We start from the raw sequence: 24,505 nt of genomic DNA, 5'->3' as shown, positions 1-24,505 counted from the left end.
ATTGGTTAAACATCGCTTTTAAGGAAACTAACCGTGAGGGCACCAGGTAATCTTAGCGATCAAAATGACGCTAATCGTTTTCCGTCTGCGTTGTGAGAACTTGTTGCTCTACAAATCCTTGTAGGTCACTGACACTATTAAATAGATAATCTGGCTTGACGGATTCTAGCGCTTGGTAATCAGCACTCGAATCCCAAGCAACCGAGATTGTTTTTAAGCCACATTGCCTTGCCGCAATAACATCACTCGCGGTATCACCCACATAATAGGTATTGGCGCGGTCAATACCTGACTCAAGAATGACTTCCTCGATACGCTGCGGTTTCACCGGACCTTCAATTGAGCCAGTTTTAACTATCGAGAAATACTCATTCAGACCAAATACATCCAGTGTAATTTTGGTACTTTTCTCTCCCTTGCCCGTGACCATAGCGGTGTAAACTTTTTCACGTTTGAGGGTATCGAGTAGACTTCGGATGCCAGGAAATGGGCTGGGACAGCGGTGATGGTTGGCCTCATACAAAGAGAGGTATTTTTCAATCGCCACATCATAATGGTTCGGCGCTAGGGCCAGCACCGTACCTTCTTCAGAGGGCCCAAAGGTATTGATGATGTCTTGGTCAGTCAGGATTTTATCAGAGTACGGCTGTATCGCTTCTTTGAAGGCTGAGATACACAGCGGTAATGTATCCCCTAATGTGCCGTCGAGGTCGAATATAATATTCACAAGATAACTCCTCTCGATAGTAGATTAATTCGCTATTGTACGATCTCTGTTGAGCGTAAAATGTGACTATTATGGTCAGATGGACCACGTTACATTGAGTGTTTTGTTGTTTGATAAAATTGACTATTCAAACGACTGTTCAGTGAAGCTAGTACCAAAATAGAGAGGGCCGTGAAGGTCAGGGAATAATAGTGTGCAAGCCTAAATCGAAAGATTAGCCAACTATGCATTGCTTTTTAGCTAAGTTTTAGCGATTCTATAATGCTGCGTAAAATTTACCGCACCAGCAGTTGCGACTCGTCAACCAGTTTTAAAGGTAAAAAAATGAAGCTTCCTAAGTCCCTTCCTATTTCTCATCAAGAGGTATTAGAGCACATTGTCTCGGTATTATCTCAAGATCCGCGCATTTGTGGCATTGGCTGTAGTGGCTCTTTCGCTTCAGACTCTATGGATCAATACAGCGATTTAGATTTTGTTATCGCGGTTAACCCAGAAGATTACGCTGAGGTCATGGCGCAGCGATTTGATATCCTCAATCAGTTCGAAGATTTACTGGCTGCCTTTACCGGTGAGCATGTCGGAGAGCCAAGGCTGATCATCTCTTTATTTGCGGCTAACGAGCCCGTGCATGTCGACTTTAAATTTGTTTCCTTGCCTGATGCAGCGGTGCGGGTGGATGACACTCAGGTGTTATGGCAGCGTGGAAGTTGTTTAAGTGATGTGTTTGCAACGAAAGAGCCGCATTACCCCCAGCCAGATGCTCAGTGGATTGAAGACCGATTCTGGATCTGGGTCCATTACGGCGCAACTAAGATTGCCCGTGGTGAGTATTTTGAGACCCTAGAGTTCATCTCTTCTCTACGGTTGGTGCTTTCACCACTGGCTTTGCAACAAGCCGGTTTAACGCCATCTGGGGTGCGCAAGATAGAGCAGCGCTTGCCAGAGTTTGCGCGTCAACTTGCTAAAACGGTTGCTATCCCGGAGAAAGCCTCGCTGATTTCTGCGCTTGAGCAATGCATTACTATTTACCTTGAACTGAGATCAAAAGAGAGCGTGGTGGTTAACGATAAGGCGAAACAAGCGAGTCTGGCTTATCTTGCCGAGATTAAATGAACACAACAAACCAATAAAAAAAGCCCTAACGAAGGTTAGGGCTTTCAGTGATTATTCGTTGAGGCTAGCGAGCTATCAGGTAGTCAAGACCACCCACAATTGCCGCGACTTGAGCTTGATTACACTCATCATCCGTCACTTTGGCACTATCAGGATAGACTTCGGTGGTGGTACCGAACTGACAGTTGGTCACACCACCACATAGGCCTAACTCGACCATAGGGTAGAGGATGACGCCTTCCTGAACCACATCAGAGCCAATGATCTGACCGTTTTGGTCTGCCGGGGCAATATGCGTTACTTGACGCACCGAATCGATCACAGCTTTTTGAAAGTCTGGCTGTGGGTTTTCTGTGTCACCAACGGTGTAAAAACCATCAGGGATATTGGCTTCGATATCAACCAGGCCATCACGCGCCGCTTTAGCAGGGCGGAACTCAGTTTGGTCTGAGTCGGTGGTCTCGTGAAGGTCGAAATGTGCGAGCACATCGATCGAGCCAACCAGCGCGCGCAGCGCTGCCGATTCTTCTGCTGGGCTATCCGCATAAAACGAGCGGTTTGGATCAACGGCGTTAGGGTTCCAACGGTTGATCACCTCATAGCCCCAAGGGCTGACACATGGTGCGATGATAAAGTTGAACTGTGCTTCATAGCGTGCGGCGTCACGTTCAGCAAACAACAGCGCGCCGTGAACGCCACTGGTCTCATAGCCATGCACGCCGCCAGTCACAACCACTGTCGGCTTGCTCTCATCCCAGTGCTTGCTCTTAAGGCACAGCAGTGGGAATCGCTCAGGATCATAAGAGAGGGCACCATATTGCTCGACAGTAAATAACTCACTCAAGGCACGGATTTTTGGCACCACTTCATCTTGGTATAGGCGTTGAACTTTACGGCTATCAAGCCATTCACGTCGTTCTTTCTCACCCCAAGGCTGTCCTGCGACACCAATCGGGTATTGAAAATCGGTCTTCATTATTAACGATCCCAGTAAGCTTCTTCTAAGCTGTCCTCTCGTTCTGGTAGAGAGCGGGTCAGACGCGGAGAGTGCTGCGTGAGCACCTCGTAGCTGACTCGGTTGGCGTATTTACAAATCTGCGACAGCGAAGAGTAGGTTAAAAACGGTGCTTCGTGTTTTGAAGAGTTTGGTACATTGTTTAGGTGATACAGGTTCGCCGCCATATCGTGCAGTAGGGCAGAAAGTGCCGCATCACCTGCACCATTGGTGTTCTTAATCTCAAGCGGGCCGCCTAGGTATGGACCAATGTGCGAGTAGGCCTTCATCGGCTTAACGCAATCTGATTTACGCATTGCGCGACTGAACTCATACTTGTTGAACTCAGGAATGTTACCTGGAAGCAGCAGGTGATCGGTTTCACGCTTATGCTGCTCGTCAGTGTAACCTGCCATGTAAAGGCCAACTGGACCTGCAGTGCACAGCACAAGGTCAACCCACTCCAACGCTTTATCAGCAGCGAGTAGAGGGTCTTTTTCACCGGTCAATGCCAGGCCTTCTTCCTCATTCATCGCAAGAATGGTGACATTGTCACGAATGTAGTTTTGCCAGAACTCTTCATTACCTTCAATAACATACTTAGTGCCAAGGGTTAGCACAACCGGTACATTGTAAGACTTTGCAAGCTCAACAGCGCGCGCCACGGCTTTTGGCATTGGATCTTCTGGTTTACCGCGCATCAAGTAAGACGAGACAACCAGTGCAGAGGCCTTCTCAAACACGTTCTCTGGTACGCTCTCTGGCTCAAGCTGGTTCATATGACCTTCGCTGATCGCGAAGGTACGCTCACCACAAGAGGTGATCAGGGTGTAGCAGCGACCAATTGGACCATCGACAGTCTGCAGGTGGTTTAGGTTCATGCGCGATGAGGTGCGGCATAAGTAGCGGTAGGCGTATGAGCCAACCTCAATGTTCTTCGACATCACACCCAACAAAACAGATTTGCTGTCTGCTAACACTGAGTAGTTGTGCAGGGTATTACCAATGGTGTCGCCTGGGAATTGGTGGGTGATCAGTTCACGTTCTACTAGCTCCGCATACAGGGCATCTGCTACGGATTGCTCCACAACCAGTGAGTGTCCTTTACTCAGGTTATATTTTTCAAGGAACGAGTCATCAACTTGCGCTTCAATATCTACGATGGTTTGCCCAACACCGACAATGGTAGGGCGGTGCAGCTTCGCTTTATCGTCATGCATTTGGTTCATGAGCGGATCACGCGATTGAGTCGGGAAGTAGTGTTTTGATTTGCGTTGGCCTGGGAATTTCATAATTCTCGGGAGGTAGTAAAAAACGGGTTGTGGATACTATCACAAAAATTTCATGATAGTTGCAGTAATTACACAGAGATTAATGACATATCGGTCAATATGTCGCCACATTCTCAAAAACAGGACGGCCTGCGAGGTACGAGGTGCGAGTACGGGCTTCGCCCTACGGGGTTCGAGGAGTTTTTCGGGCGTGAATGATTCCTCGTAACTCGGAACTTAAAACCAGGGGCGAGGTTTGGGGACGGGCGGAGCCCTAGGAGGTGCGAGAAGTTTTTCACGAGTGTATGACCGCTCGCACCTCGGAACGAAGTGTAACCCGCTCCTCGCCCCCTTTACTCGTTAGAGTACGCGTGAGTGCCCCAAAGCGGGACGGTTGAGAGGCTGTGTTTGAAGCTGCCGCTGGTTTCTTTGGTGGTGTAGGAGACATACAGAAGGGTTTGGTTCTTGGCATCGTAGATGCGGCGCACCTTCATGGTTTTGAAGAAGATACTCTTGGACTTTTTGAATACCACTTCGCCTGAGGAGCTTTTGTTGATGTTTTCTATCATCTCAGGGGTAATGTCACCGGTTTGGCGGCAGGAGATTGAACTGTCGCTGGGATCAGAGAGGCTCAGATTGGCTTCAATTGACGCAATATGACAGGTTACCCCAGTGACAACTTCATCTTGAAGAGAGGTGATCTTGATGTCTTTCATGGTGAACAAACCCAGGCTCACGTCACCGACTTCGTTTTTGTCACAGCCCGCCAAAGCAAGTGCAGCAACGGAGGTAACTATCAGTTTTTTAATCATATTAGAGTCCTTTGTACTATTTCCCCCAGTGTAGCTTATGTTTTATGTCCAAGTCAGCTGAATTGCCTTGAGAGAAGCGCGTTTGATGCGTATGCTTGACACGAATCAGTTAAACACAAGGACCATTGAGATAATGGACACCCACTCGGCACTGGTTGCCGCAAAAAATGATTGGCTTCACCAGCAAGTTGAAGTTGATTATCCTACCAAGGAAAGCCTCAAAGGCCGCGAACTCTACTTTAGTCGCTACAATAGTGCTCAACTGTTTGACTATGACCAAATCTCTGCCTCAGCAAACTTCACTGCTGACAACATATTTAAGGTCGATTTTCATCGCCTTACGGTGATGTTTTCTTTGCTGCAATCGACCTTGTGGCCAGCATCCAACGATCAAGAGTTGATTGTCGAGTTTCTCTCGCAAATTATCTACTCCGCTCCTTGTGACCTCTATTTGGCCTTTGAGCAAGGCACACCAGTGGCAGCCGCTATCGTGACCTGCGTCGAAGGTCGCGGGCTTATCTCGGATATTGCCACTCATACCGATATCGACAAGCATGGTTTTGTGGTGAGCTTGGCCAAGGTGCTGACAGAATCTGGTGTTGAGGTTCAAGAGGTAGAGTTATAAATGGATGCGACAATGTTTGCGATGGTGCTCACCACCGCAGAACCAGGGAAAGAGCAAGCCATTATTGAATCATTGCTTGAGAACAAGCTGGCGGCATGCATCCAAACCCTGTCGATTAATAGCCACTATGTTTGGCAGGGTAAGATTTGTCACGACGACGAGGTTTTGTTGGTGATCAAAACTCAGCGCAGCCTCTACACTCGGGTGGAGCAAGCCATTCAACAAGCTCACACTTACGATGTGCCGCAGATAGTCATGTTGCCCTTTATTGAAGGGTTTAACCCTTATCTGGCTTGGATTGAGGAAAATACCAAGTAGGGGACCTCAAGCTTAGCTAATGCTCTAGGTACTTTTCTCTATGCGTTTGTTTTTCCGTGAGTTTGTTTTTTCTGTGCGAATTCTTTGACTATGCTTGAAGAGGGATAAGCGCTATTCGATGGATGGAGAACACGAGGTATGGAAGAGAGCCACATTGGTCACCAGGCATATTTTGAGGACAACCCACTAGTCTGGCCGATATATGCAATTATCACTCAGCACAATAGTGGCTGGAAGGTACATACCTTAGCTCAACACTTGCAAGAACTGGGCATGATGCCAAAGCTGGATGAGTGCAGTGAAAAAGATCTGTTCAAACGTAACTTCCTGTTGATGAATGCGCTCTATCACTTACAAAACCTGCTCTATCCACAACAATGGTTACAAGTACAAGCCATGGATATTTGCCTACAAGCGAATAATGGTAAGCAGTGTATTGAGTCTTATGATCCGTTAAGAGAGTACTATCGCGACTGGTCACATTACGACACCGACCATCATGAGGTGAAACGTCTACTGGATCAGTTTTGGCAACGTTATAACGAGCATATGGGCCACACGGCTTGGTCTGATTTTAGTGAGCACAGCGGCTTGGGAGAGAGGGGGCAAGCGTTGGCTCTGTTTGGCTTGGATGAGACGGCAAGTCGACGTGAAATCAGTAAACGCTGGCGAAAACTGGCGCTACGTTGGCATCCCGATCGTGATAACGGTGATTCAAAGCGGTTTCGCGAGCTTTGTCAGGCGTGGAGTGTTTTGCGCCTTCAATCGACTTAATGTAAGTTCAATTTTCTACACTCTAGTTGAGTAGCCTTGAAAATGAAATCTAGCTCCTATTACAAGCCGAAAGGCTTGGCAATCATCGTCAACCAACTGCTAATGATAGAGCTCTTTTTGTGCAGTTTATCGAGGTTGCTGATTGCCTCTTGTTCATACAGCGATTGATGGTTGAGTTGAAACTGTTCGAAGTCCAGTACTTTATCCTTTTCCTTATCGGGTTCCTCGACAATCAGCGCGCGCTCGACAACGTCTTTATTATCCTTTTGATCTGAGACTGAGGTTGGCACCATGTATTGGCCAAACGAGAGGTTTTTATAATCATCACAGCCCTCACGCTCGATAAGAAAACGGATGCGTTTCAGCTCGGAGTCGATACGAATACCAATAGACAAATATTTTTCTCTGGGGACTCGGTTATCACGAATGAATGCGGCCCAGTTATACCAATCAATGGGGTTGTCAAAGGGGATAAGCTCGTCGAATCCGATGTAGGTTAACCGATCAACGCAGTAGGAGCCGAGCATAGCTCTCAGGCAGTGGGCACGAATCGAGAGTTGATACAGCTCGTCAGGGGCAAAAGCATCGGCGTCGCTGTTACACCAACTTTTAGGGTAATACTCGAGGAATATCTTGAAGTACTGCTCAAGGCACTCCTCCAAATCATCTAAAATCCCTTTTTTCATCAGATATCCACCTTAGATGAGCAAAATTCGGTAAATGATAGAGAAACCGAACCATCGACAAAGAAAACGATACCAATGCGTTCCGTAAGCGGAGGCGCGAAGGACACTGGGTATACACGAGCAAACTCAAGGGCATCATTAGGTAACTGATGACACCTGCATCTTGAGACTACTCGAATACATGAGTACTGGAATTGCTGATGAAGTTAAAACAGTGGAAAGGCTCTTTGCAATACAACAGGATCGCACGAGAATATCCTGCTATATGGATCTGACAGCCTGATATACTTCGCATATGAACAACTCCAAAGAGAAACAACTCAATGAATACGGCAGTTCCAAAGTGTTTAGAAATTCGCTGTTCTTCCTGATCTAAGCGTACATCTAATCAACACGGCTATAATGACACTTTTTAATTGACAAAATAAGAGATAACAAGCGGATAATGTGACTGAGGCATCATTATACAGTATGGAGCACAGTTAGTAGACTCTCTTAAATTCTGTGATCTTTGTTCAAAAGAGAATGATAGTGAATAAAGTATCTGATAGGAGTTAATTGTCTATAAAAAGACAGTTCCTGAATTTACCTCTTTACCTTGATGTGTCTATTCACAGTGAGGCACGTAAAATGAGATTGTATAACTATGTAAATATGGTTTTTTGTTAGAAGAATAGCTTTTACTCTCTAATAGTTGGGAACAATTCTCTGTGACGTTACAAGGCATGGAAGGGTAGTTGTCACTCGACATAGAGCTTTAGTGCAGAGTGTTTTAATAAAGACCAAAAGGAACCGGTTATGAAACGTTATTTTACGCTTGCTTTATTGAGCCTACCTTTTACCGCAGTAGCCAGTCAGCCAAATATTGTCTTTATCTATTCTGATGATATGGGATGGACGGGCTCTTCGGTTGAAATGATGGAAAATAATCCAGCGACGAAGAGTGATTATTATCAAACTCCCAACCTTGAACGTTTGGCGGCCAAAGGCATGGTCTTTTCACAAGCGTATTCACCAGGTCCAATGTGCACCCCGAGCCGAGCTGGCGTGCTAACCGGATTAACCCCTGCACAGTTACACCTAACCACACCCGGCAGTGGGCGCACAAAAGAGTCGAAAAAACTGCTCACTCCAAGCCCAAGGCAGAGTTTGCCGAAAGATGTGCCGACTATTGGTAGCGTACTAAAGCAGCAAGGGTATGCGACTGCACTACTTGGTAAATGGCATATTGGTAGGAGCAGTCATGCTGGTATGTATGGTTTTGATTTGCATGACAGTAGTACCCAGAACGACGCGAAAGGCACCAGTCGCGATCCCAAAGAAATCTTCAGCTTAACTCAGCGAGGTATCGAGTTTATCGAGCAAAGTGTTGCAGCGCAGAGCCCGTTTTTTCTTCAGATTTCGCACTATGCGGTTCATTCACCGATTCAAAGTAGGCCAAGTAGTATGGATAAATTCGAGTCTTTGACAGCAGGAAGGGTACATCAACAGGCTGACTATGCGGCAATGACTTGGGATTTAGACGCGAGCCTAGACTTACTCTATGAGAGTTTAGAAAGACTTGAGATTACTGATAAGACCTACATTGTCTATATGTCAGATAACGGTGCTGCGGCCAACCAACGGAAGCCCAATAATTCCCCTCTCTACGCAGGAAAAGGGTCTCTTTATGAGGGGGGTATACGTGTGCCGCTGATCATCTCAGGGCCCGGTGTAAAAGTGGGCTATAGTGCGGAGAGTGTCAGTGGCACGGATCTGCTGGCGACTTTTTCAAGTTGGGCTGGGGCGAGGGTCGATCTGAGTGAGAGTGAGGACCTAACCCCTATTCTTGAGGGCAGGACACAAGATTTTCAACGTCGTCATGATCTTCTGTTTCATTATCCTCATTACGGGCGAGGAAGGTTACAAGTACCGCAATCTGCTCTCGTTGCTGGTCAGTGGAAGCTGTTGAAAGACTGGGAAAAGGGCAGTTATCAGTTGTTTAACTTAGATGAAGATCTGGGTGAGAAGAACGATCTGGCCAAGCAAGAAACTGAGCGTCTGGAAAGTATGATTGAAGCAATGGAAACTAGGTTAACAATGACTGAGGCACAACTTCCGACCGAGAATACAGCACATAGTTCTGGCTCTAATCACACTCGAACCAATAGGCCAAGGCGTTAAATCAGGGCTGGAGTGAAACAGAGTCTTTAGGCTTTCTACCTTGGAGTTAGAAGAGGAACACAGGGTTGATACGTTCCTAGGACTTACCTCAGACCTAGGAACGCACAGCGATTAATATATCGCGAGTAAGCATCGTGCTTATAGGATCGTCATCGCCAAAGTCACTGAAAGGATCATGATCATTAAATATAGGCCGAAGGTTTCACGACGAGACGCCTTACTGCTTGTGATTAATTTACCCAGAATTTGGGTCTGAGACTCATTAAATCCCGCTTGTTTTAGCTGTGATTCAATATCGCCATTTTCCATAAAGTTAACATCAGTCTCAACTGCCTGCTGGGTGCCAACAGGTTGGGTAATTTTCGTCAGTTGCTCATCTACTTGTACATTCATTTGTCATTGTTCCTTTTTCTAATGCGATTGACTGGCTTACTTACTATGTAATTTGTCACCTTGAATAAAATTGATTGTACAAAATCCGTTTGAACAGGGCTATTGGGTGTTGTCCGATGGACACTGAATTAGAATTAGATGCGTCGGTGATTAAGCAATTTAGCTGCATAAGTGATTTAATTATGATTGACTTACTGACCCATATTAATTGTGGCACAGGGGTTCAGAAATCGGTCCAAATAGCCATATATAATGTTCAGCTTGCCTCGATTTTCAGTAGTGAGATGCACTAGTTAAATTGCAGTTGAATAGCATATAATTCTAACATTGGGTAATTTGCTTGCGCGATTAAATTGGTGGCTGTTACTAAGTTTATATAGTGGAAAACAGTAAGAAGTTGAGACGATGTATCAAGAATATCTTCTGCTGGGTTGAAGATAATATGCGTTTACACTGTGGATTGTAAAATTGTATCTAAATATTACTTGCTAGCTATTTAGGAGGCTGGCGTAGAATCTGCCGAGATAAAAAAGGGGATCGAAATGGTTCCGATCCCCTAAATCTGCTCAATTATCGATGATAATCTACGCTTGTTTTATATCATTTAAACTGAGCTTTACGCAGACGGTTGAGTGTTGCCATGGCATCAATCACACGCGGCTTGGCAATGTCACCTTGAATCGGCATTGTCTTATACCAGTCGCCTTGCAGGCTGTCCGCCATCTCTTTGGCAGGTAACGATGACCAACCAGGCGACTGGGCTAGTTGGAACAACAGCCAACCAATGGCATTCACTTCACAGCCCGACTCTAACTGCTCAAGTGCTTGAATATCGACAAACTCTTTACCAAAACGTAGGGTATCGGTGCCTTTGGCGGTCACACGGTACTTACCATCCGCAAGGGTCTTTTGCAGTGCAACTCGACTACAGCTGCGAGGTTTAAAGGTGGCAAGCTCGGCCTCACTCTCGTTCACCCGCTGACTTGGATGCTGGGCGATAACCTGTTTGGCTTTATCGCTGAGATCGACGGCTTGGTAATCATGCATTTGGATCACTGTATCCGCCACATCAAGATAATCACCCGAGCCACCCATAACGATAATCGATGAAATATCTAACGAGTGATGCAGCTGACCAATGCGATCAACAAGCGGCGTGATTGGCTCATCACCCTTACTGACCAATGCTTGCATACGCTCGTCACGGATCAGAAAGTTGGTTGCTGAGGTATCTTCATCAATCATCAGCGCAGTGGCTCCCGCCTCGATAGACTCTTGCAGCCAGGCAGCCTGTGAGGTTGAGCCCGATGCATCTTGGGTCGAGAAATTGGCCGTGTCTTTATTCATCGGCAGGTGATTGATGTAATTGGACAGGTTGAGGTTGTGTACGCAACGTCCATCCTCAGCCTTGATTTTGACGGCATCACGGCTGGTGACAATATACTCACGACCGTCACCAAGGATATGGTTGTAGATTGAGCGCTCAACGGCATTCAATAATGTCGATTTGCCATGGAAACCACCACCGACGATCAGCGTGATACCTTTGGGAATGCCAAGGCCAGTCACTGGCCCCTTATGCGGTGCGTTAAGGGTGACCTCAAGTGATTTTGGTGCGTTAAACGTGACGGCATCACGCATTGGTAGGTCGCTGTTACCAGCAAAACGTGGCAGGGCACTACCATTGGCAACAAACGCAATCAGATTGTGCTGCTCGAGCTGGTCGCGCAGAGCATCTTGGTCCTCAACAACTTGACAGTGTGCGTGTAGTTTCGCCATATCCAACTCACGCTCGAGGGTCGCCTTACGAATGAACTTAGGCAGATGGAAAGTCAGCAGATTGATCGCACGCTTACCCAAGACAGTGCGACCCTCTGCAGGCAGGTTGACTCGAAAGCGTAGCTCAATCCCTTCTTCAGTGAATAGAACGGCGGTACTGTCGAGTACGGTTTGTCCAGTCAGGGCAATATCAATATCGTTTTCTTGCTTGGCATAGTAGGCGAACTGACGGGCAATGAAGTCGCGTGCCGCTATCTGATAGCTTTGTGGCTTAGCTCGTAAGTCATCAAGGCCGGTTACAGACCACGGGCGAATAGCTCGAAAGCGGGAAGCAGATGCGTGAGAGTCACCTTGGACATGGTCGATATGCAAAGTGAAGTCTTTAAAGTCGTACTGACCTTTGATCTGTTGATAAGCGCGGTAGTTCTGACGCTCGATTTTCTTAAGTATTGCCGTTAGGTGGTCCATAACTTTTTATTCGCTTGGCTTTTTGTTTGCTTGAACATTGGAGGCGGCGATTATAGGAACCGCTAGGCAATGAGTAAAGGCTCAAGGCTCGATTTGCGGCGAATTATTCCCTGAATGGCTCTGATTCAAAAGGCAATACTCAAATTCATCGCACGGCATTGGCTTGCCATAATAATAGCCTTGTCCCACGTCACCGCCATGATGAATGATAAAACTTTCATGCTCTTTGGTTTCTACGCCTTCAATTGTCACCTTAAGATCCAACTTTTTGGCGATGTGAATGATAGAGCGTATGATTTCTTTGTCGTAGTAGCTATCCTCAACTTGGTTGAGGAAGCTCTTGTCCACCTTGATGCCATCGAAGGGAAATTTCTTCAAATAGCTGAATGAGGCATAGCCGGTACCAAAGTCATCGAGCAGTAAACCGACACCAGTTGATTTGAGTCGAAACAGCGTCTGTTTGGCCAAGGTTTCATCGGCAATTAATCCCCCCTCGGTGATCTCAAGCTCAATAAACCGGGCAGGGAGATCATGACACCCAAGTAACTCTTCGACCTGCTGGGCAAATAGTGGGCTTTTGAGCTGCACCGACGACACGTTGACGGCAATGGTAAAGTTCTCAAACTGGCTTGCCCATGAGGCGGCTTTTTCAATCGCTGAGCGAAGAACAAAGTTGCCGACCTCAAAGATCAGGCCGTTTTGCTCAGCCAAACGGATAAGTCCTTCATTAGAGATGTCGCCTAATACGGGGTGTTTCCAGCGCAATAGTGCTTCCGCCCCAATCCAGCGGTGGGTCGTTGGGTCGACCTTAGGCTGGAAGTAGAGCAGCAGGTCATCGTTCCTTACCGCCTGAAGTAGATAGCTTTCTTTGACATTGAGGTCATGACTGGTGTTCGAATCTGTCGGCTGATAGAAACTAAATTTATGTCCAGAATCCCGACTGGCTAGCGCCGCCTCTGCCGCATGAGTTAATAAAGAGGTTCCAATGGTTTCGTGTTGAGAAGTCGCGACACCAATATGGCAGTGGAGATGGACAGATTGTCCATCTAGGCGAAACTCATCGGTGCTAATATCAAGCACCTTCTGACAAAAGTCGTGAACCCGAGCAGGTTCAGAGACCGAGCGAAATATCACCACCAGTTCACTGGATGTCGGGCGGCCGACAATGATCTCTCCTTGCTCAACAGCTTCGATACGCTGTGCAAACGCCATCAAGGTTGCATCCCATGCGATATAGCCATACTTGGTTTGCAAGCGGCGACCGTTACTTAGAGTTATGTGTATCACTGCGGTGAAACCCGGGAAATGATGAGTTACGGCGTCACCAAGTGAGTTAAGCTCGTGCTCCAAGGCCCGACGATTGAGCAAACCAGTGCCTTGATCATGCCACTTTTGATATTCAACCGCTCGCTCCGCTGCCTGACGCTTGCTGATCTCTTCGCTGAGAGAAAAATTGAGCTCGGCGATGTTTTTTGCCCGGTTGGACATCCGATGACGCAGGGACTGGTGAGACAGCTTGAGGCTTTCATTTAAGAACAACATCGATAATTGCGACTCGAGACAGTCGCGAAACGCTTCGAGGAGTTTTCGGTACATATCACTGAATGGATTAGCTTTTGTGTCAAACACGCACAAAGTGCCAAAACACTCTCCGGTTGGCCAACTGATGGGCAACCCAAGATAGGCGATCATGCCCATCTTGACCTCGGGCGTGTTTTGCCAACGAGGGTCATTCAAGCTATCGGGGATCAACAGGGCTTGTTGCGAAGCGATCACGGTCTCGCTGTAAAGCCCTTGCCCAAGCTCTTCACCATTGCCTTTTTGATAAACATGGTCCCGGTTATCATTCGATGAGAACACTTCAAGTTGTTGGTCGTGGAAGCGCACGATCAAAACCGAGGGGACATCAATCATCTCAGCGATAAGATTAACGATGTTTTGCCAACTAGCCTGCGTGTTGGAGGGGATAGGAACCTGTGATGTGTCGATTTTAGACATCGTGTCTTCCTTGAATGATTAGGGCTAGTTGGTTCTTTTTTCCTGTAATTTTTTGGCTCAATAAAGTGTAGGCGGATTCTTGAGCGGTTACTCAATAGTTTGCTGCAAAGGATTTAATACTGAGGAATGTCTTATGTTTAAGACAAAACAAACCGGCATTGAGAGGCGAGAAGCGAGAGTCGAGAATCGAGGGGAGTGCGCTTGATCAATCTCAAGACACGCGATTTCGTCTCTCTCTTCTGGTTTAGGTGGTTGTTTCTGAGTCCTTAGTAAACTCAGTGATGTCAATCGGCTGATCGTAGTCGATATTGTTAAAGCCAAAACCGTTGAGGCGCATGAATGCTTGTTTGTAGCCTTGGTAATCACCAAGTTTAGCGAAATTATCGCCATTCATTTGCGCGACGATTTCAGCGACTTCTTGCTGGACAGTGGCATCTAGCTCACGATCATCGATGCGTACTAGGCGCTGACCATCGACGTGTGTGCCTGTTGGAGACATAAACTGCTCAGAGAATAGACGGTGCATCTGCTCGATACAGCCTTCATGGGTGCCACGCTGTTTCATGACCTTATATAAAGCTAGGATGTAAGGGGTGAAGGCAGGGATAAACACGCTCGCCTTGGTCACCAGTGCCTTACAGACAGCGGCATAAGCGCCACCATTAAAGTTGGCGAGTTTAAGGTTCAATGAGTGGCTAGTTTGGTGCAGGTCAATCTTGGCTTGCCCCAAAGTACCATCGAGATAAATGGGATGGGTTAGCTCCGAGCCGACATAGGAAAAGGCCACGGTTTGACACCCTTCAGCTATTGATTCTGCGTTGATCAGCGTATCAATCCAGCTCTCCCAATCCTCTCCGCCCATCACCTTGATCGTATCTTGGACCTCTTGCTCTGTTGCTGGCTCAAGGGTTTGAGCCAGCCACTGATCGGTGTCAAGCGAGACTACTGCGCCTGTGACGGACTGTCCGATGGGTTTGATCACGCTGCGCCACTTTTCGGGTTGGTCACTGGCGTAGTTTGGTCGCACGCCAGTGGCAAGGCTATAGATGATCAAATCTACCTCGCCCTCAAAATAGGTTTCAATGGCTTCGATGACCTGCTCGCGCAGTTGGGGCGAGAAGGCATCACCGGTGATGTTGACGGCTATGCGTCCTGCTTGCTCAGCGTGTTTTTGAAAATAGTGGTTGTTATACCAACCAGCGCTGGCAGTGCTGTGCTCTGAAGGCGCTTTTTCAAACGAAACACCAATGGTATCAGCCTGTGGACCACCAAATGCGAGGGCAATTCTAGCTGCCAGACCAAAGCCAGACGAAGCCCCCAAAATTAACACCCGTTTTGCTCGAGTGGGCAACTGCGGTGCCTGTTTTACATACTGAATCTGTTCAAGAACAGATTGCTCGCAACCGAGAGGGTGAGCACTGCGTGCGACAACCCCTTGAACAATAGGTTTAACTATCATTAAACGCACTTCCTCTGTGTTACTGCATTGACTAAAAACTCTAAACCAAACCCATCAGAGATTTATTGCGCTAGGGCATTAAAGTGGAAAGTAGGGTGTGAGCTTGGTCGCGATAAACTCCGCTATCCAAGGCTGGGCAGCGGGTTTGGGGTGCAGACCGTCGGCCATCATCAGGTCTTGGTTCAAAATCACTTGCTCGAGGAAGAATGGGATCAGGGCAACCTCTGCTTCTTCAGCGAGTTGTGGATACACATCTTCAAACAGGGTTTGATAACGCTTGCCATAATTAGGCGGTACGCGAATTTGCATCATGATGGCTTTGGCCCCTGTTGCTTCTATCATTTCAACCATCTGTTGTAGGTTGTTTTTTAATACCTGAGGGGGAAACCCACGTAAACCATCATTAGCACCGAGTGCAATCAGTACTGATGTTGGCTCATATTCCGTTAGCAGCGCAGGCAGTTTGGCCAAGCCGTTGCCCGAGGTGTCACCCGACACACTGGCATTGATCACAGCGACGTCTTGGGCTTGTTTTTCAAGCTCATCAGGGAGTAAAGAAGGCCAAGCTTGTTCGATAGACATCTGGTATCCTGCACTAAGGCTATCGCCAACCACGAGTAGGGTTTGTGCCGAAACTGAACAAGAAAGTATCATTACAATAAACAAGGAAAAGCGTTTGAACATGTCATCTTCCGTAATAAAAGCCAGTTCCCTCAACCATATCGTTTCAACCAAACAAGAGCAATTAACAATTCTTGAAGATGTCTCTTTGACTATCGACAAGGGACACTCAGTCGCAATTGTTGGTTCGTCAGGCGCGGGTAAGTCGACCCTAATGAGTTTGCTCGCGGGTCTCGATATCCCTAGCTCAGGTAGTATAGAACTCCTGGGGAAATCCCTAGATACAATGGATGAAGAGCAGCGGGCGGCACTGCGCAGCCACTCGGTGGGGTTTGTTTTTCAAAGCTTTCTACTCATTCCAAGCATGACGGCACTAGAAAATGTCACACTGCCGTGCCTGCTCAAAGGCATTGCTGTCGATGAGCAGCGAGCGAAATTCCTGCTTGAGCAAGTTGGACTTGGCCAGCGTATGACGCACACTCCTGATGAGCTCTCGGGGGGCGAGCAGCAGCGGGTCGCCTTGGCGCGAGCCTTTATGATTGAGCCTGAGATCCTATTTGCCGACGAGCCAACCGGTAATCTTGACCAAGGCACGGCCGAGAAGATCATCGATTTGCTGTTTGAACTTAACCAGCGTCATGGCACCACACTGGTGATGGTGACGCACGACCCAGCTCTGGCTGAGCGCTGCGACCGCACGATTCAATTGGCGGGTGGCAAAATAGTGGGAGACAGCGATGGCGAGTAATCAAGCGGTTAAACCCGGCTTTTTGTTGACTCAATGGTGCTGGCGGGAAGTGCGCAGCGGCCAGCTATGGATTGTGGCTTTGGCGCTGATGCTGATCTTTGCCAGTGTGTTTGCACTCACGGCGTTAAGCTCTCGCTTGGAGCAGGTGATCGTCAAGCAGGGTAAGGATGCCTTAACCGCAGATTTGGTGTTTGAGTCTTCCAACCCGATCACTGACGCGGTGCGAGAGCAGATTATTCCTCAACCTGAGTTAGTGACTACAGAGCTCACTCGTTTTGCCACCATGAGCTTTAGCGACAGTCAGATGCAACTGATCTCTGTTACTGCTGTGAACAGTGATTATCCGCTCCAAGGCAGCTTAACCTTAGAACGTGATGGGCAACGTTTTGAGCGGGTTCAGCCCGGAGAGCTGTGGCTTGATGACCGTTTATTTTCACTACTGGATATAAACACAGGTGACGTGCTAAGTGTCGGTGATGCTGAGCTTACAGTGACCGGACGCATCGCCGAGTTCCCCGGATTGAGCTTCAATCCATTCCAGCAAATGCCGGCAGCGCTTATCCACCATAGCTCGATTGAGCAGACGGGGGCAATCCAGCCCGGCAGTCGTGTGCGCTATAAATTATTTATCGATGGCCCAAGCGCACAGCTTGAGCAGTTGCAAGAGCAGATAGAGTTAACGCCAAGTGATCGCTGGCGAACCACAGAGAGCGGCAGTCGCACCAATGATGTGTTTGCTAATACTCAACAGTTCCTCTCGTTAACCGTCGTCGTGGTGATCTTGATGGCGGCCACCACGCTGGTGCTCACCTGCCAACATTATGTCAGTACACGTGAACGCTTAGTCTCAATGCTGAAAAGTATGGGAGCGACGCGAGTATGGCTGCAGCGCTGGCTTGCCACACAATTATTGATGCTTGCCACGATTGCGGTCGTCACTGGTACGATATTAGGTATGCTTTTGGAGTACGGCCTGCGCTTCGCTCTGACAGACCTTTTGCCGTCACCACTGCCAAGCTATGGCATCACGCCGTTTGCCACCGCACTCTTATCTTGTGCCTTAATCTCGGTACCAGCTGTTGGCATACCATTGCTACGTCTGCTTAATGCCAAGGCCAGTCAGGTCATTTCTGTTACAGAGCAACAAGCTAACTACCGCCACTTAGGTCTCGTCTTGGTGCCACTGGTGCCGTTTCTGTTGCTTTATGCCTCAAACAAACTGGTTTGGTTGATCCTGTTTGGCTTGATTGGGTTGGTGATCGCGCTGGGATTAATCAGTGTTGGCCTAGTGAGCAGCGCGCAAAATGTTTCGAGTCAGCCTGCTTATCAACTTGCGCTGAGTCGCATCAATCGTAACACGCTGGCGACCGGCTTGCAGTTTGGTTGCCTGGCCTTTTCGGTGATGCTATTGGCCATCTTGTGGCTAGTGCGTACCGACCTTCTGGCAGATTGGCAACGCACTCTACCAGAGAACGCACCCAATGCATTTGCGCTTAATATTGCCGAATATGAGAAGCAGGCCTATATCGATACGCTGGATTCTGCGCAGATTGACCGCTCTGAGGCTTTTCCCATCATTCGAGGGCGGTTATCGCTGATTAATCAGCAGCCAGCCAAAGAGCAGCAAAAATCAGGCGCTGATACTGATGCCGTTCGTCGAGAGCTAAACTTTACCTGGGCAGAGCAACTACCGGATTACAACGAGGTGCTAGAAGGGCAATGGACGTCAAATGGAGGGGTGTCGGTAGAGAAGGAAGTGGCCGACGCACTTAATATCCAACTGGGCGATATCCTTGAGTTTGTGGTCAACTCTCAGCCCTTTACCGCACAGGTCAACTCAATTCGCGCGGTTGAGTGGCGCGATATGAAGCCAAACTTCTACTTTATTTTCACGCCCGATGTGATGGCCTCAATTCCAACCACTTACTTAGTCAGTTTCCGCCTTCAAGAGCAACACGACGACTTATTTATCCAGCTGTCGCGCGAGCACCCCACAGTCAGCCTAATGGATATCCGCATCATGGGCGAAAAGATCCAACAGTTGGTTAAACAGATAGTTTCAGCCATCACCTTATTGGCTGGCCTCGCTGCGCTGGCTGGCTTGCTGCTGATTTACACTCTCCTCAACCTGAGTCTTGCTGAGCGTCAATCTGAAATGCAGCTTTATCGTACGCTTGGCGCGAGTGAGCGCCGCCTGCGTAAAACACTCTGGATTGAGTATGGGGTGATCGCAATTGTGGCAAGCTTGGTGGCGACTGCTGGTGCCGAGTTGGTTGTTGCCAGCGTCATGACTTTTGGTTTTGAACTCTCAGCCCAAGCGCACCTATGGGTGTGGATACTGCTGCCTTTACTCACCATGATGACCTTAGCCTTGGTGGTGCAAGGGGGGATGCGGCGGATATTGGTGCCTCTGACTAAAGGGTAACAGCAGAGGCGAGATTCGAGAAGCAAGAGACGTTTGATTTGTGTGGTAACGACTCGTGACTCGGAACGAAGTGAAACCCGCTACCCGAACCTTAAAAAAGAAGCCAACCCTAGTGGTTGGCTTAAATGTAAAAGGATTGATTCCATAATGTCATAGATGCGCCTGGAGTTGTCATCCCGTCGCAGAAAATATAGTAACTTAAAGTGGGAACGTTTACATAGACTCATACAGGTAATCTTATTTTTTGCGATCCCAGCAGATGTTAGCGGAGTAATTACTTATAGTCTCATCAGCGTTCATTGTGCCCTATGGATTTAAAGTAGGGCATTAATGACAACTCTCATTTAGGAAAACCGAAGTGAGGCTAATGACATACCATCGATTGGGCGAGATATTCCACCTGTTACAAACTTGCTCGATTGCATGGACCCATCGGGTTTGATCGAAAAAGCACGGACTCGTCAGCCAACAACTTCCTAAACACCGTTACAGCAAAGCAGTTCAGGAGCACATTGAAATCCCAAATCATTTAGATAGGTAGTTTGCAGTGACTGCGCCTAATCAGGTCTGGGTCGGTGACGTGACTTATGTGTGGGCAGGAAATCAGTGGAGTTATCTTGCAGTTGTAATCGACCTTTTTGCACGTAAACCGGTCAGTTGGACGATGTCATATTCGCCCGATAGTCAACTGACAGGTAAAGCCCTTGAGATGGCCTATGAGTCTCGGGGCAAACCCTCTAATGTGTTATTCCAAGTAATCAAGGCAGTCATTATACGAGTACGCAAGTACCGCCAAGCGCCCTGGCGATATCAAATAAAACAGATTTTATCTCGTCGAGGAAATTGCTGGGATAACAATCCGATGAAGCGCTTCTTTAGAAGCCTTAAAACTGAATGTGTGCCAGCTTGCGGCTACCTTAGTTTATCCGAAGCTTGGAAAAGCATTGTTGGCCTAACACCGAGTGAATTGGAGAGGCAGTACTGGGAAGCTTACAAAGCGGTGGCCAATTTTTGTTGACCACTTGTATGTTGAAGCTCTGGGTGATTAGCTATCCCCAAGCTCTAAAATCAGTGAGGATGCTTGACCACATAATGCTCGACATTGATCTGTAGATTATCCCCTGATTTTACTTACTCAAATACTGGATGGTATCCAAGCGCGTAGTCGTATGACTAATGATGCTGAATGTACAAGTGGAGTCGTTGATATGAGTGTAAATGTTGGGATTGACGTCGGTAAAGACAATTTAGATATCTGTTTGCTACACGGCCAAACCAAGAGCAGACGAAATCATCGTAAATTTAAGAACACAAAAAGAACTCATTCGGAAATAAGTTGTTGGTTGCTAAAGGTTTCAAAGTGCGAGTCTAAAGATATTTTGGTCACGATAGAGTCAACAGGCGTTTACCATGAATCGATAGCACTCTACCTACATGCTGTTGGATTTCGGGTATTCATATCGAACCCAGGCAAAGCACATAAATTTTCCCAATCACTAGGGCTCGTGCATAAGACGGACAAGTCAGACTCCTATATGCTTGCACTGTATGGTGAAGCTCAAGGTGAACGTGCTCAAATCTGGACACCTGACAGTGTTTATACTCGAAATATCAGGTCGTTAGTTCGACGGCTTTCAGCTCTAGAAAAAGATCGATTGAGAGAGTCTAATCGCTTAGAGGCTAGCGAAATTAGTGATGCCAATGATCGCGTAAAAAGCTCAGTTATGCGGATCATCAGTGTGATCGATGAAGAAATAGCGTCAATCGAACAAGAGATTGAGTTAGCTATCAATGCAGATGCTGATATGAAGAGGAATCACAAGCTTCTGCAAAGTGTTGTAGGCATTGGTAAAGTCATGTCACGTGAGCTTGTTTACCTGTTCAGCGCTAAAAAATTCGCCACCGCGAAGCAAGCAGCAGCATTTATTGGTCTCATCCCCCAACTGAATGAATCTGGAAAGCTAAAGGGTAGAACGACAATGAGCAAGAACGGACCGTCTAGGGTTAGGGCTAAGTTGTTTTTAGCAGCAATTAGCGCGAGCACCCACAACCCTGACATTAGAGAACAGAAAAGAAGGTTGCTAGCAGCAGGTAAAACCAAAATGCAGGCACTTGGCGCGGCGATGAGAAAGTTGATTCAAATTTGCTTTGGTGTGCTGAAAACACAAACAAAATACCAACCCCAAGTGCTCTTAAGTTAGTTTTGCGTACAAGGATGAGAGATGGTATCTACAAACCGAGATAACGCTCTCTGGCGCACATATAGCCCAAAAGGTACTTGATTGAAGGGTAGTTATTCTGGAATTATCAGATAGATAAGATGTGATTATTTTAAGGGATTGCTCACTAATGGACTCAATTTACCGCTACTATGGCTATAGGGATTTCGACCTCGATAGCTTGGCTAACAGCTACTTGTGGTTCAGCAGGATTGATGATTTCAATGATCCGTTTGAAGGGTTGTATATTGATTACTTTTAAGTACGAAGACAGCTTAATTAATCTTACGGAAGGTGAAAAGATAACACTAATTAAATAAGTTTCAAAGAGGACTGGTAAAGCAGAACCGCATATAATAGAGAAGTATTTAATGTCTTGTTATTGGCTAGGGAAAGTAGACTGTTTATTGAAAGATTACACTAATAAATTTTACGACTTAATAAATGAAAAGTTTGAAGAATACGTGAGTAAGAGAAGGTATTGCTGTTTCGCAAGACAAAGAGGTAATCAAGAACACCCTCTTAAAAGCAAATTGCTTTGGTCCCATTATAGTGACGGACTTAGAGGTTTCGTTATTGAATATGATCTAGAACATCTGCTGAACAGCTTGAGTAACTTTTCGGGTGAAAATGTTGGTCATGGCTCGATGAGATACCAAAATCTCAAATCATACAACTTTCTATCTGATTATGTATACCCATCCAAAGGTGATCCGGATGTTGCTTACTCTCTATTTGTAAACCGATTGACAACAAAATCACCTGAATGGGAGTACGAGCAAGAGTTCAGGCTATTTCACGAGGGAAAGAGCATTAACCACTTCCACCCCGAAGCCTTCAAGCGCATCATCATCGGCGAGAAGATGTCACCCTATAAAGAGAAGACACTTTTATCAATAGTCAGGGAAATCTATCCAAAAGCGATTATTGCAGACGCTAAGGTCTGCAAAGAAACGTTTGAGATCGTCGTTGAAAACCGTAAGTCTGTGTAGCTAGCACGTTGTATTGGGGAACATTTTCATGTCACATGTTCTAGTAGGAATTTTGGGTGTTTTGATTGGAGCATTTCTCGGGCACAGATTTGCTCTTGGGAGAGATCAACGTAAGGAATACAACGCTCTTGTTATGCCAGTAAGGGAAATACTATTAAAGCAACTAAGGGTACTCAAGGCGGGTGATTATGAACATGGGATAAATGAATCCCACATGATCTGTTTGCAAGCAGGAATGAGCAACTCAAAATTTCGACGTTTAGAGAAAATCTATACAAACTATTCTGACTGTCGCTCCAAAGCGGGTGACACGGATATGTATCACCAATTCACAAAAAATGAAGAGTATTTTGATAGATTCATTAAAGAGACGGAAAAGCTATTGAAAGAGCTTCGGCCTAAGTGATAATAGGGCTTCAAATTTAACATCCTATTTTAGGGGGGATACATGAAGTCTAAAATTGATATTTTAGCTCTTGTTGTTGCAGTAATTGCTTTGGGTTTGACTATTTGGCAAGGGCTGACCCAAATAGAACACAATAAGATTTCTGTAGAGCCAAGATTTACTTCATATTTTTCAAATCATATGAACGATGGACAATGGGGTGTTTACATACTAAACAACGGAATGGGAACAGGGTTTGTAAAGCAGCTAGAGGTTTTAGTTGATGGTCGAGTTGTCCCTGAACACCCTTTAGGTCAATTCTATTCAGCTTTGAGTGAACTTAATCTCAATCCATCTTGCTTTATAATCGCTGCTCCTAGGAGCGGCGACTCATTTCAAATCAATAAACAGGAAATACTCATTGAGTCAAACCCACAACGTAGTAATGACTGTAACACAGACAATTTATTGCTGATGCAATATCAAAAAAGCCGCCTCGATTATAAGTTAATCGTTGAATCTCTTTATGGTGTTGAGTTTGAATACCAGTATTCTACTAATAGTCAAAGGAAAAGATAGCTATAGTTAAGGTTGCGGCTCTGATGCTCATACGGGTTTCTCTGTGTAACTAATCGACAGCGGTGTTGAAAAGGGGCTGTGGTTGGATTGAGTGTAGTTCGGAATTCGTGCAGATTAACTACCGATAAAGTTATTTTCACTAGTAAAATAGTGAGATGAATTATAATATATCCTGTATAATCATAGTTTTAGCTAAACATGTTTAAGGTTTAAAATATGGCACATCCAATGTTGTAAGGTGGTATATCTCTAGCGAAACTAACTTATGCAATGGTAGATCAGCTCTTATCGATGTACACTCGGGACGAAATTTATGCAGAGATCATCCCTCATGCAAAAGAACGCCTGCGGAACGGAGAAGATTTTTACGGTGAAGAATTTCAGAAAACCGTTGATGTCTTGAGGAAACTCGTACCATGGGGCGCTACACGTGACAACTTTACTAAACGGTACCTAAAAACACCAAGTGATTTTATGGAATTACCTGATAATCCACTTAATTTTCGGGGGAAGAAGATGTGGTAGCAAACCAAGAAAAATGCACCGGAGCGAAAATATTTTTTTGGGTTTATTTATTATTGAATGTACTCGGTGTATTTGTAGATTTAGACTTCTACTCTGAAGGTATTTCATTATGGTCAATCTATACTGTTCCGAGTGACGTTCTGACAATGAGCTGTCTATTCGCGTTTTGCTATCGAAAAGAGTGGTTCGAGGCTCGTACAGTAAAATTAATATTGGTCAATACGATATTGGTACATATTTTTGCTCCTGTCCATACGATTTGGTTTAGCGGCTTCTACTCGACCCCCAGAGAAAGCCTTGGAATAATAGCTATTTCTACAGTGGTTTGTCTGATTGTTATTAACTACCTAGCAAAACTCCATCAGTTACGAAAGGCTGGCAAAGTTTGAAGCAGTAATTTTCAAAGCCTCAATTTTGGGGCTTTATAATTC

At 46.4% G+C, this 24,505-nt stretch carries 23 protein-coding genes; 13 read left to right on the top strand and 10 right to left on the bottom strand.

The window, feature by feature from the left end; translation table 11 throughout:
• Positions 1 to 70 precede the first annotated feature (70 nt).
• A complete protein-coding gene (locus tag ACSTTG_RS16180; protein ID WP_438475554.1) occupies positions 71 to 727 on the bottom strand; it encodes an HAD family hydrolase in 657 nt (218 codons plus the stop codon).
• 324 nt (positions 728 to 1,051) lie between these two features.
• Between ACSTTG_RS16180 and ACSTTG_RS16175 the strand changes: the two genes are divergently transcribed.
• Positions 1,052 to 1,840 (top strand): oxalate:formate antiporter, encoded by a 789-nt coding sequence (locus tag ACSTTG_RS16175; RefSeq protein ID WP_438475553.1) that lies wholly within the window; start codon positions 1,052 to 1,054, stop codon positions 1,838 to 1,840.
• Between the two features lie 64 nt (positions 1,841 to 1,904).
• On the opposite strand, the gene ACSTTG_RS16170 is transcribed toward ACSTTG_RS16175, so the two are convergent.
• From ACSTTG_RS16170 to ACSTTG_RS16160, 3 genes are all read right to left on the bottom strand, one after another.
• A complete protein-coding gene (locus ACSTTG_RS16170) occupies positions 1,905 to 2,816 on the bottom strand; it encodes a M14 family metallopeptidase (protein WP_438457438.1) in 912 nt (303 codons plus the stop codon).
• 2 nt (positions 2,817 to 2,818) lie between these two features.
• A complete protein-coding gene (locus ACSTTG_RS16165; protein ID WP_438457439.1) occupies positions 2,819 to 4,126 on the bottom strand; it encodes an inosine/guanosine kinase in 1,308 nt (435 codons plus the stop codon).
• A gap of 332 nt (positions 4,127 to 4,458) precedes the next feature.
• A complete protein-coding gene (locus ACSTTG_RS16160; RefSeq protein ID WP_438475552.1) occupies positions 4,459 to 4,917 on the bottom strand; it encodes a CreA family protein in 459 nt (152 codons plus the stop codon).
• Positions 4,918 to 5,050: 133 nt separating this feature from the next.
• On the opposite strand from ACSTTG_RS16160, the gene ACSTTG_RS16155 reads away from it, so the two are divergent.
• From ACSTTG_RS16155 to ACSTTG_RS16145, 3 genes are all read left to right on the top strand, one after another.
• A complete protein-coding gene (locus ACSTTG_RS16155; protein WP_438457441.1) occupies positions 5,051 to 5,542 on the top strand; it encodes a flavodoxin in 492 nt (163 codons plus the stop codon).
• Complete coding sequence (gene cutA / locus ACSTTG_RS16150) at positions 5,543 to 5,860, top strand: divalent-cation tolerance protein CutA (RefSeq protein WP_438457442.1); 318 nt, start codon at positions 5,543 to 5,545, stop codon at positions 5,858 to 5,860.
• Positions 5,861 to 5,998: 138 nt separating this feature from the next.
• Positions 5,999 to 6,634 carry a DNA-J related domain-containing protein gene (locus ACSTTG_RS16145; protein ID WP_438475551.1) on the top strand — a complete coding sequence of 212 codons (636 nt, stop codon included), beginning with the start codon at positions 5,999 to 6,001 and terminating at the stop codon, positions 6,632 to 6,634.
• Between the two features lie 59 nt (positions 6,635 to 6,693).
• Here the strand turns inward: ACSTTG_RS16145 and ACSTTG_RS16140 are convergent, their stop codons facing one another.
• Positions 6,694 to 7,320, bottom strand: coding sequence for a hypothetical protein (locus ACSTTG_RS16140; protein ID WP_438475550.1), 627 nt, complete (start codon positions 7,318 to 7,320; stop codon positions 6,694 to 6,696).
• Between the two features lie 798 nt (positions 7,321 to 8,118).
• Between ACSTTG_RS16140 and ACSTTG_RS16135 the strand changes: the two genes are divergently transcribed.
• The gene (locus ACSTTG_RS16135) at positions 8,119 to 9,483 is read left to right on the top strand and encodes a sulfatase (RefSeq protein ID WP_438475549.1); all 1,365 of its coding nucleotides are present in this window, start codon (positions 8,119 to 8,121) and stop codon (positions 9,481 to 9,483) included.
• 138 nt (positions 9,484 to 9,621) lie between these two features.
• Here the strand turns inward: ACSTTG_RS16135 and ACSTTG_RS16130 are convergent, their stop codons facing one another.
• The 5 genes from ACSTTG_RS16130 to ACSTTG_RS16110 form a co-directional block, all read right to left on the bottom strand.
• On the bottom strand, positions 9,622 to 9,876 hold the full coding sequence (locus ACSTTG_RS16130; protein WP_438475548.1) for a hypothetical protein: 255 nt from the start codon (positions 9,874 to 9,876) through the stop codon (positions 9,622 to 9,624).
• 600 nt (positions 9,877 to 10,476) lie between these two features.
• Positions 10,477 to 12,123 carry a P-loop domain-containing protein gene (locus tag ACSTTG_RS16125; RefSeq protein ID WP_438475547.1) on the bottom strand — a complete coding sequence of 549 codons (1,647 nt, stop codon included), beginning with the start codon at positions 12,121 to 12,123 and terminating at the stop codon, positions 10,477 to 10,479.
• Between the two features lie 81 nt (positions 12,124 to 12,204).
• Complete coding sequence (locus ACSTTG_RS16120) at positions 12,205 to 14,121, bottom strand: sensor domain-containing phosphodiesterase (RefSeq protein ID WP_438457447.1); 1,917 nt, start codon at positions 14,119 to 14,121, stop codon at positions 12,205 to 12,207.
• A 244-nt stretch (positions 14,122 to 14,365) separates the two neighbouring features.
• A complete protein-coding gene (fabV, locus tag ACSTTG_RS16115) occupies positions 14,366 to 15,580 on the bottom strand; it encodes an enoyl-ACP reductase FabV (RefSeq protein ID WP_438475546.1) in 1,215 nt (404 codons plus the stop codon).
• A 78-nt stretch (positions 15,581 to 15,658) separates the two neighbouring features.
• Positions 15,659 to 16,264 (bottom strand): arylesterase, encoded by a 606-nt coding sequence (locus ACSTTG_RS16110; protein WP_438475545.1) that lies wholly within the window; start codon positions 16,262 to 16,264, stop codon positions 15,659 to 15,661.
• On the opposite strand from ACSTTG_RS16110, the gene ACSTTG_RS16105 reads away from it, so the two are divergent.
• The 8 genes from ACSTTG_RS16105 to ACSTTG_RS16070 all read left to right on the top strand — a co-directional run bounded on the left by ACSTTG_RS16105 (position 16,263) and on the right by ACSTTG_RS16070 (position 23,549).
• A complete protein-coding gene (locus ACSTTG_RS16105; protein WP_438457451.1) occupies positions 16,263 to 16,949 on the top strand; it encodes an ABC transporter ATP-binding protein in 687 nt (228 codons plus the stop codon). The two genes, ACSTTG_RS16110 and ACSTTG_RS16105, sit on opposite strands and share 2 nt — an antisense overlap.
• Positions 16,939 to 19,374: an ABC transporter permease gene (locus tag ACSTTG_RS16100; protein WP_438475544.1), complete on the top strand. Its 2,436-nt coding sequence runs from the start codon at positions 16,939 to 16,941 to the stop codon at positions 19,372 to 19,374. Before ACSTTG_RS16105 ends, ACSTTG_RS16100 begins: the two co-directional genes overlap by 11 nt.
• Positions 19,375 to 19,921: 547 nt before the next feature.
• Positions 19,922 to 20,392, top strand: a complete 471-nt coding sequence (locus ACSTTG_RS16095) for a DDE-type integrase/transposase/recombinase (RefSeq protein WP_438475543.1) — start codon at positions 19,922 to 19,924, stop codon at positions 20,390 to 20,392.
• Positions 20,393 to 20,582: 190 nt separating this feature from the next.
• A complete protein-coding gene (locus ACSTTG_RS16090) occupies positions 20,583 to 21,575 on the top strand; it encodes an IS110 family RNA-guided transposase (RefSeq protein WP_438475542.1) in 993 nt (330 codons plus the stop codon).
• Between the two features lie 148 nt (positions 21,576 to 21,723).
• Positions 21,724 to 21,855: a hypothetical protein gene (locus ACSTTG_RS16085; RefSeq protein ID WP_438475541.1), complete on the top strand. Its 132-nt coding sequence runs from the start codon at positions 21,724 to 21,726 to the stop codon at positions 21,853 to 21,855.
• A 145-nt stretch (positions 21,856 to 22,000) separates the two neighbouring features.
• Positions 22,001 to 22,585, top strand: a complete 585-nt coding sequence (locus ACSTTG_RS16080) for a DUF2971 domain-containing protein (RefSeq protein ID WP_438475540.1) — start codon at positions 22,001 to 22,003, stop codon at positions 22,583 to 22,585.
• 28 nt (positions 22,586 to 22,613) lie between these two features.
• Positions 22,614 to 22,991 (top strand): hypothetical protein, encoded by a 378-nt coding sequence (locus ACSTTG_RS16075; protein WP_438475539.1) that lies wholly within the window; start codon positions 22,614 to 22,616, stop codon positions 22,989 to 22,991.
• A 42-nt stretch (positions 22,992 to 23,033) separates the two neighbouring features.
• The gene (locus ACSTTG_RS16070; protein ID WP_438475538.1) at positions 23,034 to 23,549 is read left to right on the top strand and encodes a hypothetical protein; all 516 of its coding nucleotides are present in this window, start codon (positions 23,034 to 23,036) and stop codon (positions 23,547 to 23,549) included.
• Positions 23,550 to 24,505 lie beyond the last annotated feature (956 nt).

The organism is Vibrio glycogenivorans (genome assembly GCF_051660965.1).
Classification (GTDB): Bacteria; Pseudomonadota; Gammaproteobacteria; order Enterobacterales; family Vibrionaceae; genus Vibrio.
This window is presented reverse-complemented; position numbering and strand designations above follow the sequence as displayed.

Excerpts from the sequence above, each read along its gene's own strand:
- ACSTTG_RS16175 (WP_438475553.1), top strand. The coding sequence starts at position 1,052 with ATGAAGCTTCCTAAGTCCCTTCCTATTTCTCATCAAGAGGTATTAGAG.
- ACSTTG_RS16170 (WP_438457438.1), bottom strand. The coding sequence starts at position 2,816 with ATGAAGACCGATTTTCAATACCCGATTGGTGTCGCAGGACAGCCTTGG.
- ACSTTG_RS16165 (WP_438457439.1), bottom strand. The coding sequence starts at position 4,126 with ATGAAATTCCCAGGCCAACGCAAATCAAAACACTACTTCCCGACTCAA.
- ACSTTG_RS16160 (WP_438475552.1), bottom strand. The coding sequence starts at position 4,917 with ATGATTAAAAAACTGATAGTTACCTCCGTTGCTGCACTTGCTTTGGCG.
- ACSTTG_RS16155 (WP_438457441.1), top strand. The coding sequence starts at position 5,051 with ATGGACACCCACTCGGCACTGGTTGCCGCAAAAAATGATTGGCTTCAC.
- cutA (WP_438457442.1), top strand. The coding sequence starts at position 5,543 with ATGGATGCGACAATGTTTGCGATGGTGCTCACCACCGCAGAACCAGGG.
- ACSTTG_RS16145 (WP_438475551.1), top strand. The coding sequence starts at position 5,999 with ATGGAAGAGAGCCACATTGGTCACCAGGCATATTTTGAGGACAACCCA.
- ACSTTG_RS16140 (WP_438475550.1), bottom strand. The coding sequence starts at position 7,320 with ATGAAAAAAGGGATTTTAGATGATTTGGAGGAGTGCCTTGAGCAGTAC.
- ACSTTG_RS16135 (WP_438475549.1), top strand. The coding sequence starts at position 8,119 with ATGAAACGTTATTTTACGCTTGCTTTATTGAGCCTACCTTTTACCGCA.
- ACSTTG_RS16130 (WP_438475548.1), bottom strand. The coding sequence starts at position 9,876 with ATGAATGTACAAGTAGATGAGCAACTGACGAAAATTACCCAACCTGTT.
- ACSTTG_RS16125 (WP_438475547.1), bottom strand. The coding sequence starts at position 12,123 with ATGGACCACCTAACGGCAATACTTAAGAAAATCGAGCGTCAGAACTAC.
- ACSTTG_RS16120 (WP_438457447.1), bottom strand. The coding sequence starts at position 14,121 with ATGTCTAAAATCGACACATCACAGGTTCCTATCCCCTCCAACACGCAG.
- fabV (WP_438475546.1), bottom strand. The coding sequence starts at position 15,580 with ATGATAGTTAAACCTATTGTTCAAGGGGTTGTCGCACGCAGTGCTCAC.
- ACSTTG_RS16105 (WP_438457451.1), top strand. The coding sequence starts at position 16,263 with ATGTCATCTTCCGTAATAAAAGCCAGTTCCCTCAACCATATCGTTTCA.
- ACSTTG_RS16110 (WP_438475545.1), bottom strand. The coding sequence starts at position 16,264 with ATGTTCAAACGCTTTTCCTTGTTTATTGTAATGATACTTTCTTGTTCA.
- ACSTTG_RS16100 (WP_438475544.1), top strand. The coding sequence starts at position 16,939 with ATGGCGAGTAATCAAGCGGTTAAACCCGGCTTTTTGTTGACTCAATGG.
- ACSTTG_RS16090 (WP_438475542.1), top strand. The coding sequence starts at position 20,583 with ATGAGTGTAAATGTTGGGATTGACGTCGGTAAAGACAATTTAGATATC.
- ACSTTG_RS16085 (WP_438475541.1), top strand. The coding sequence starts at position 21,724 with ATGGACTCAATTTACCGCTACTATGGCTATAGGGATTTCGACCTCGAT.
- ACSTTG_RS16075 (WP_438475539.1), top strand. The coding sequence starts at position 22,614 with ATGTCACATGTTCTAGTAGGAATTTTGGGTGTTTTGATTGGAGCATTT.
- ACSTTG_RS16070 (WP_438475538.1), top strand. The coding sequence starts at position 23,034 with ATGAAGTCTAAAATTGATATTTTAGCTCTTGTTGTTGCAGTAATTGCT.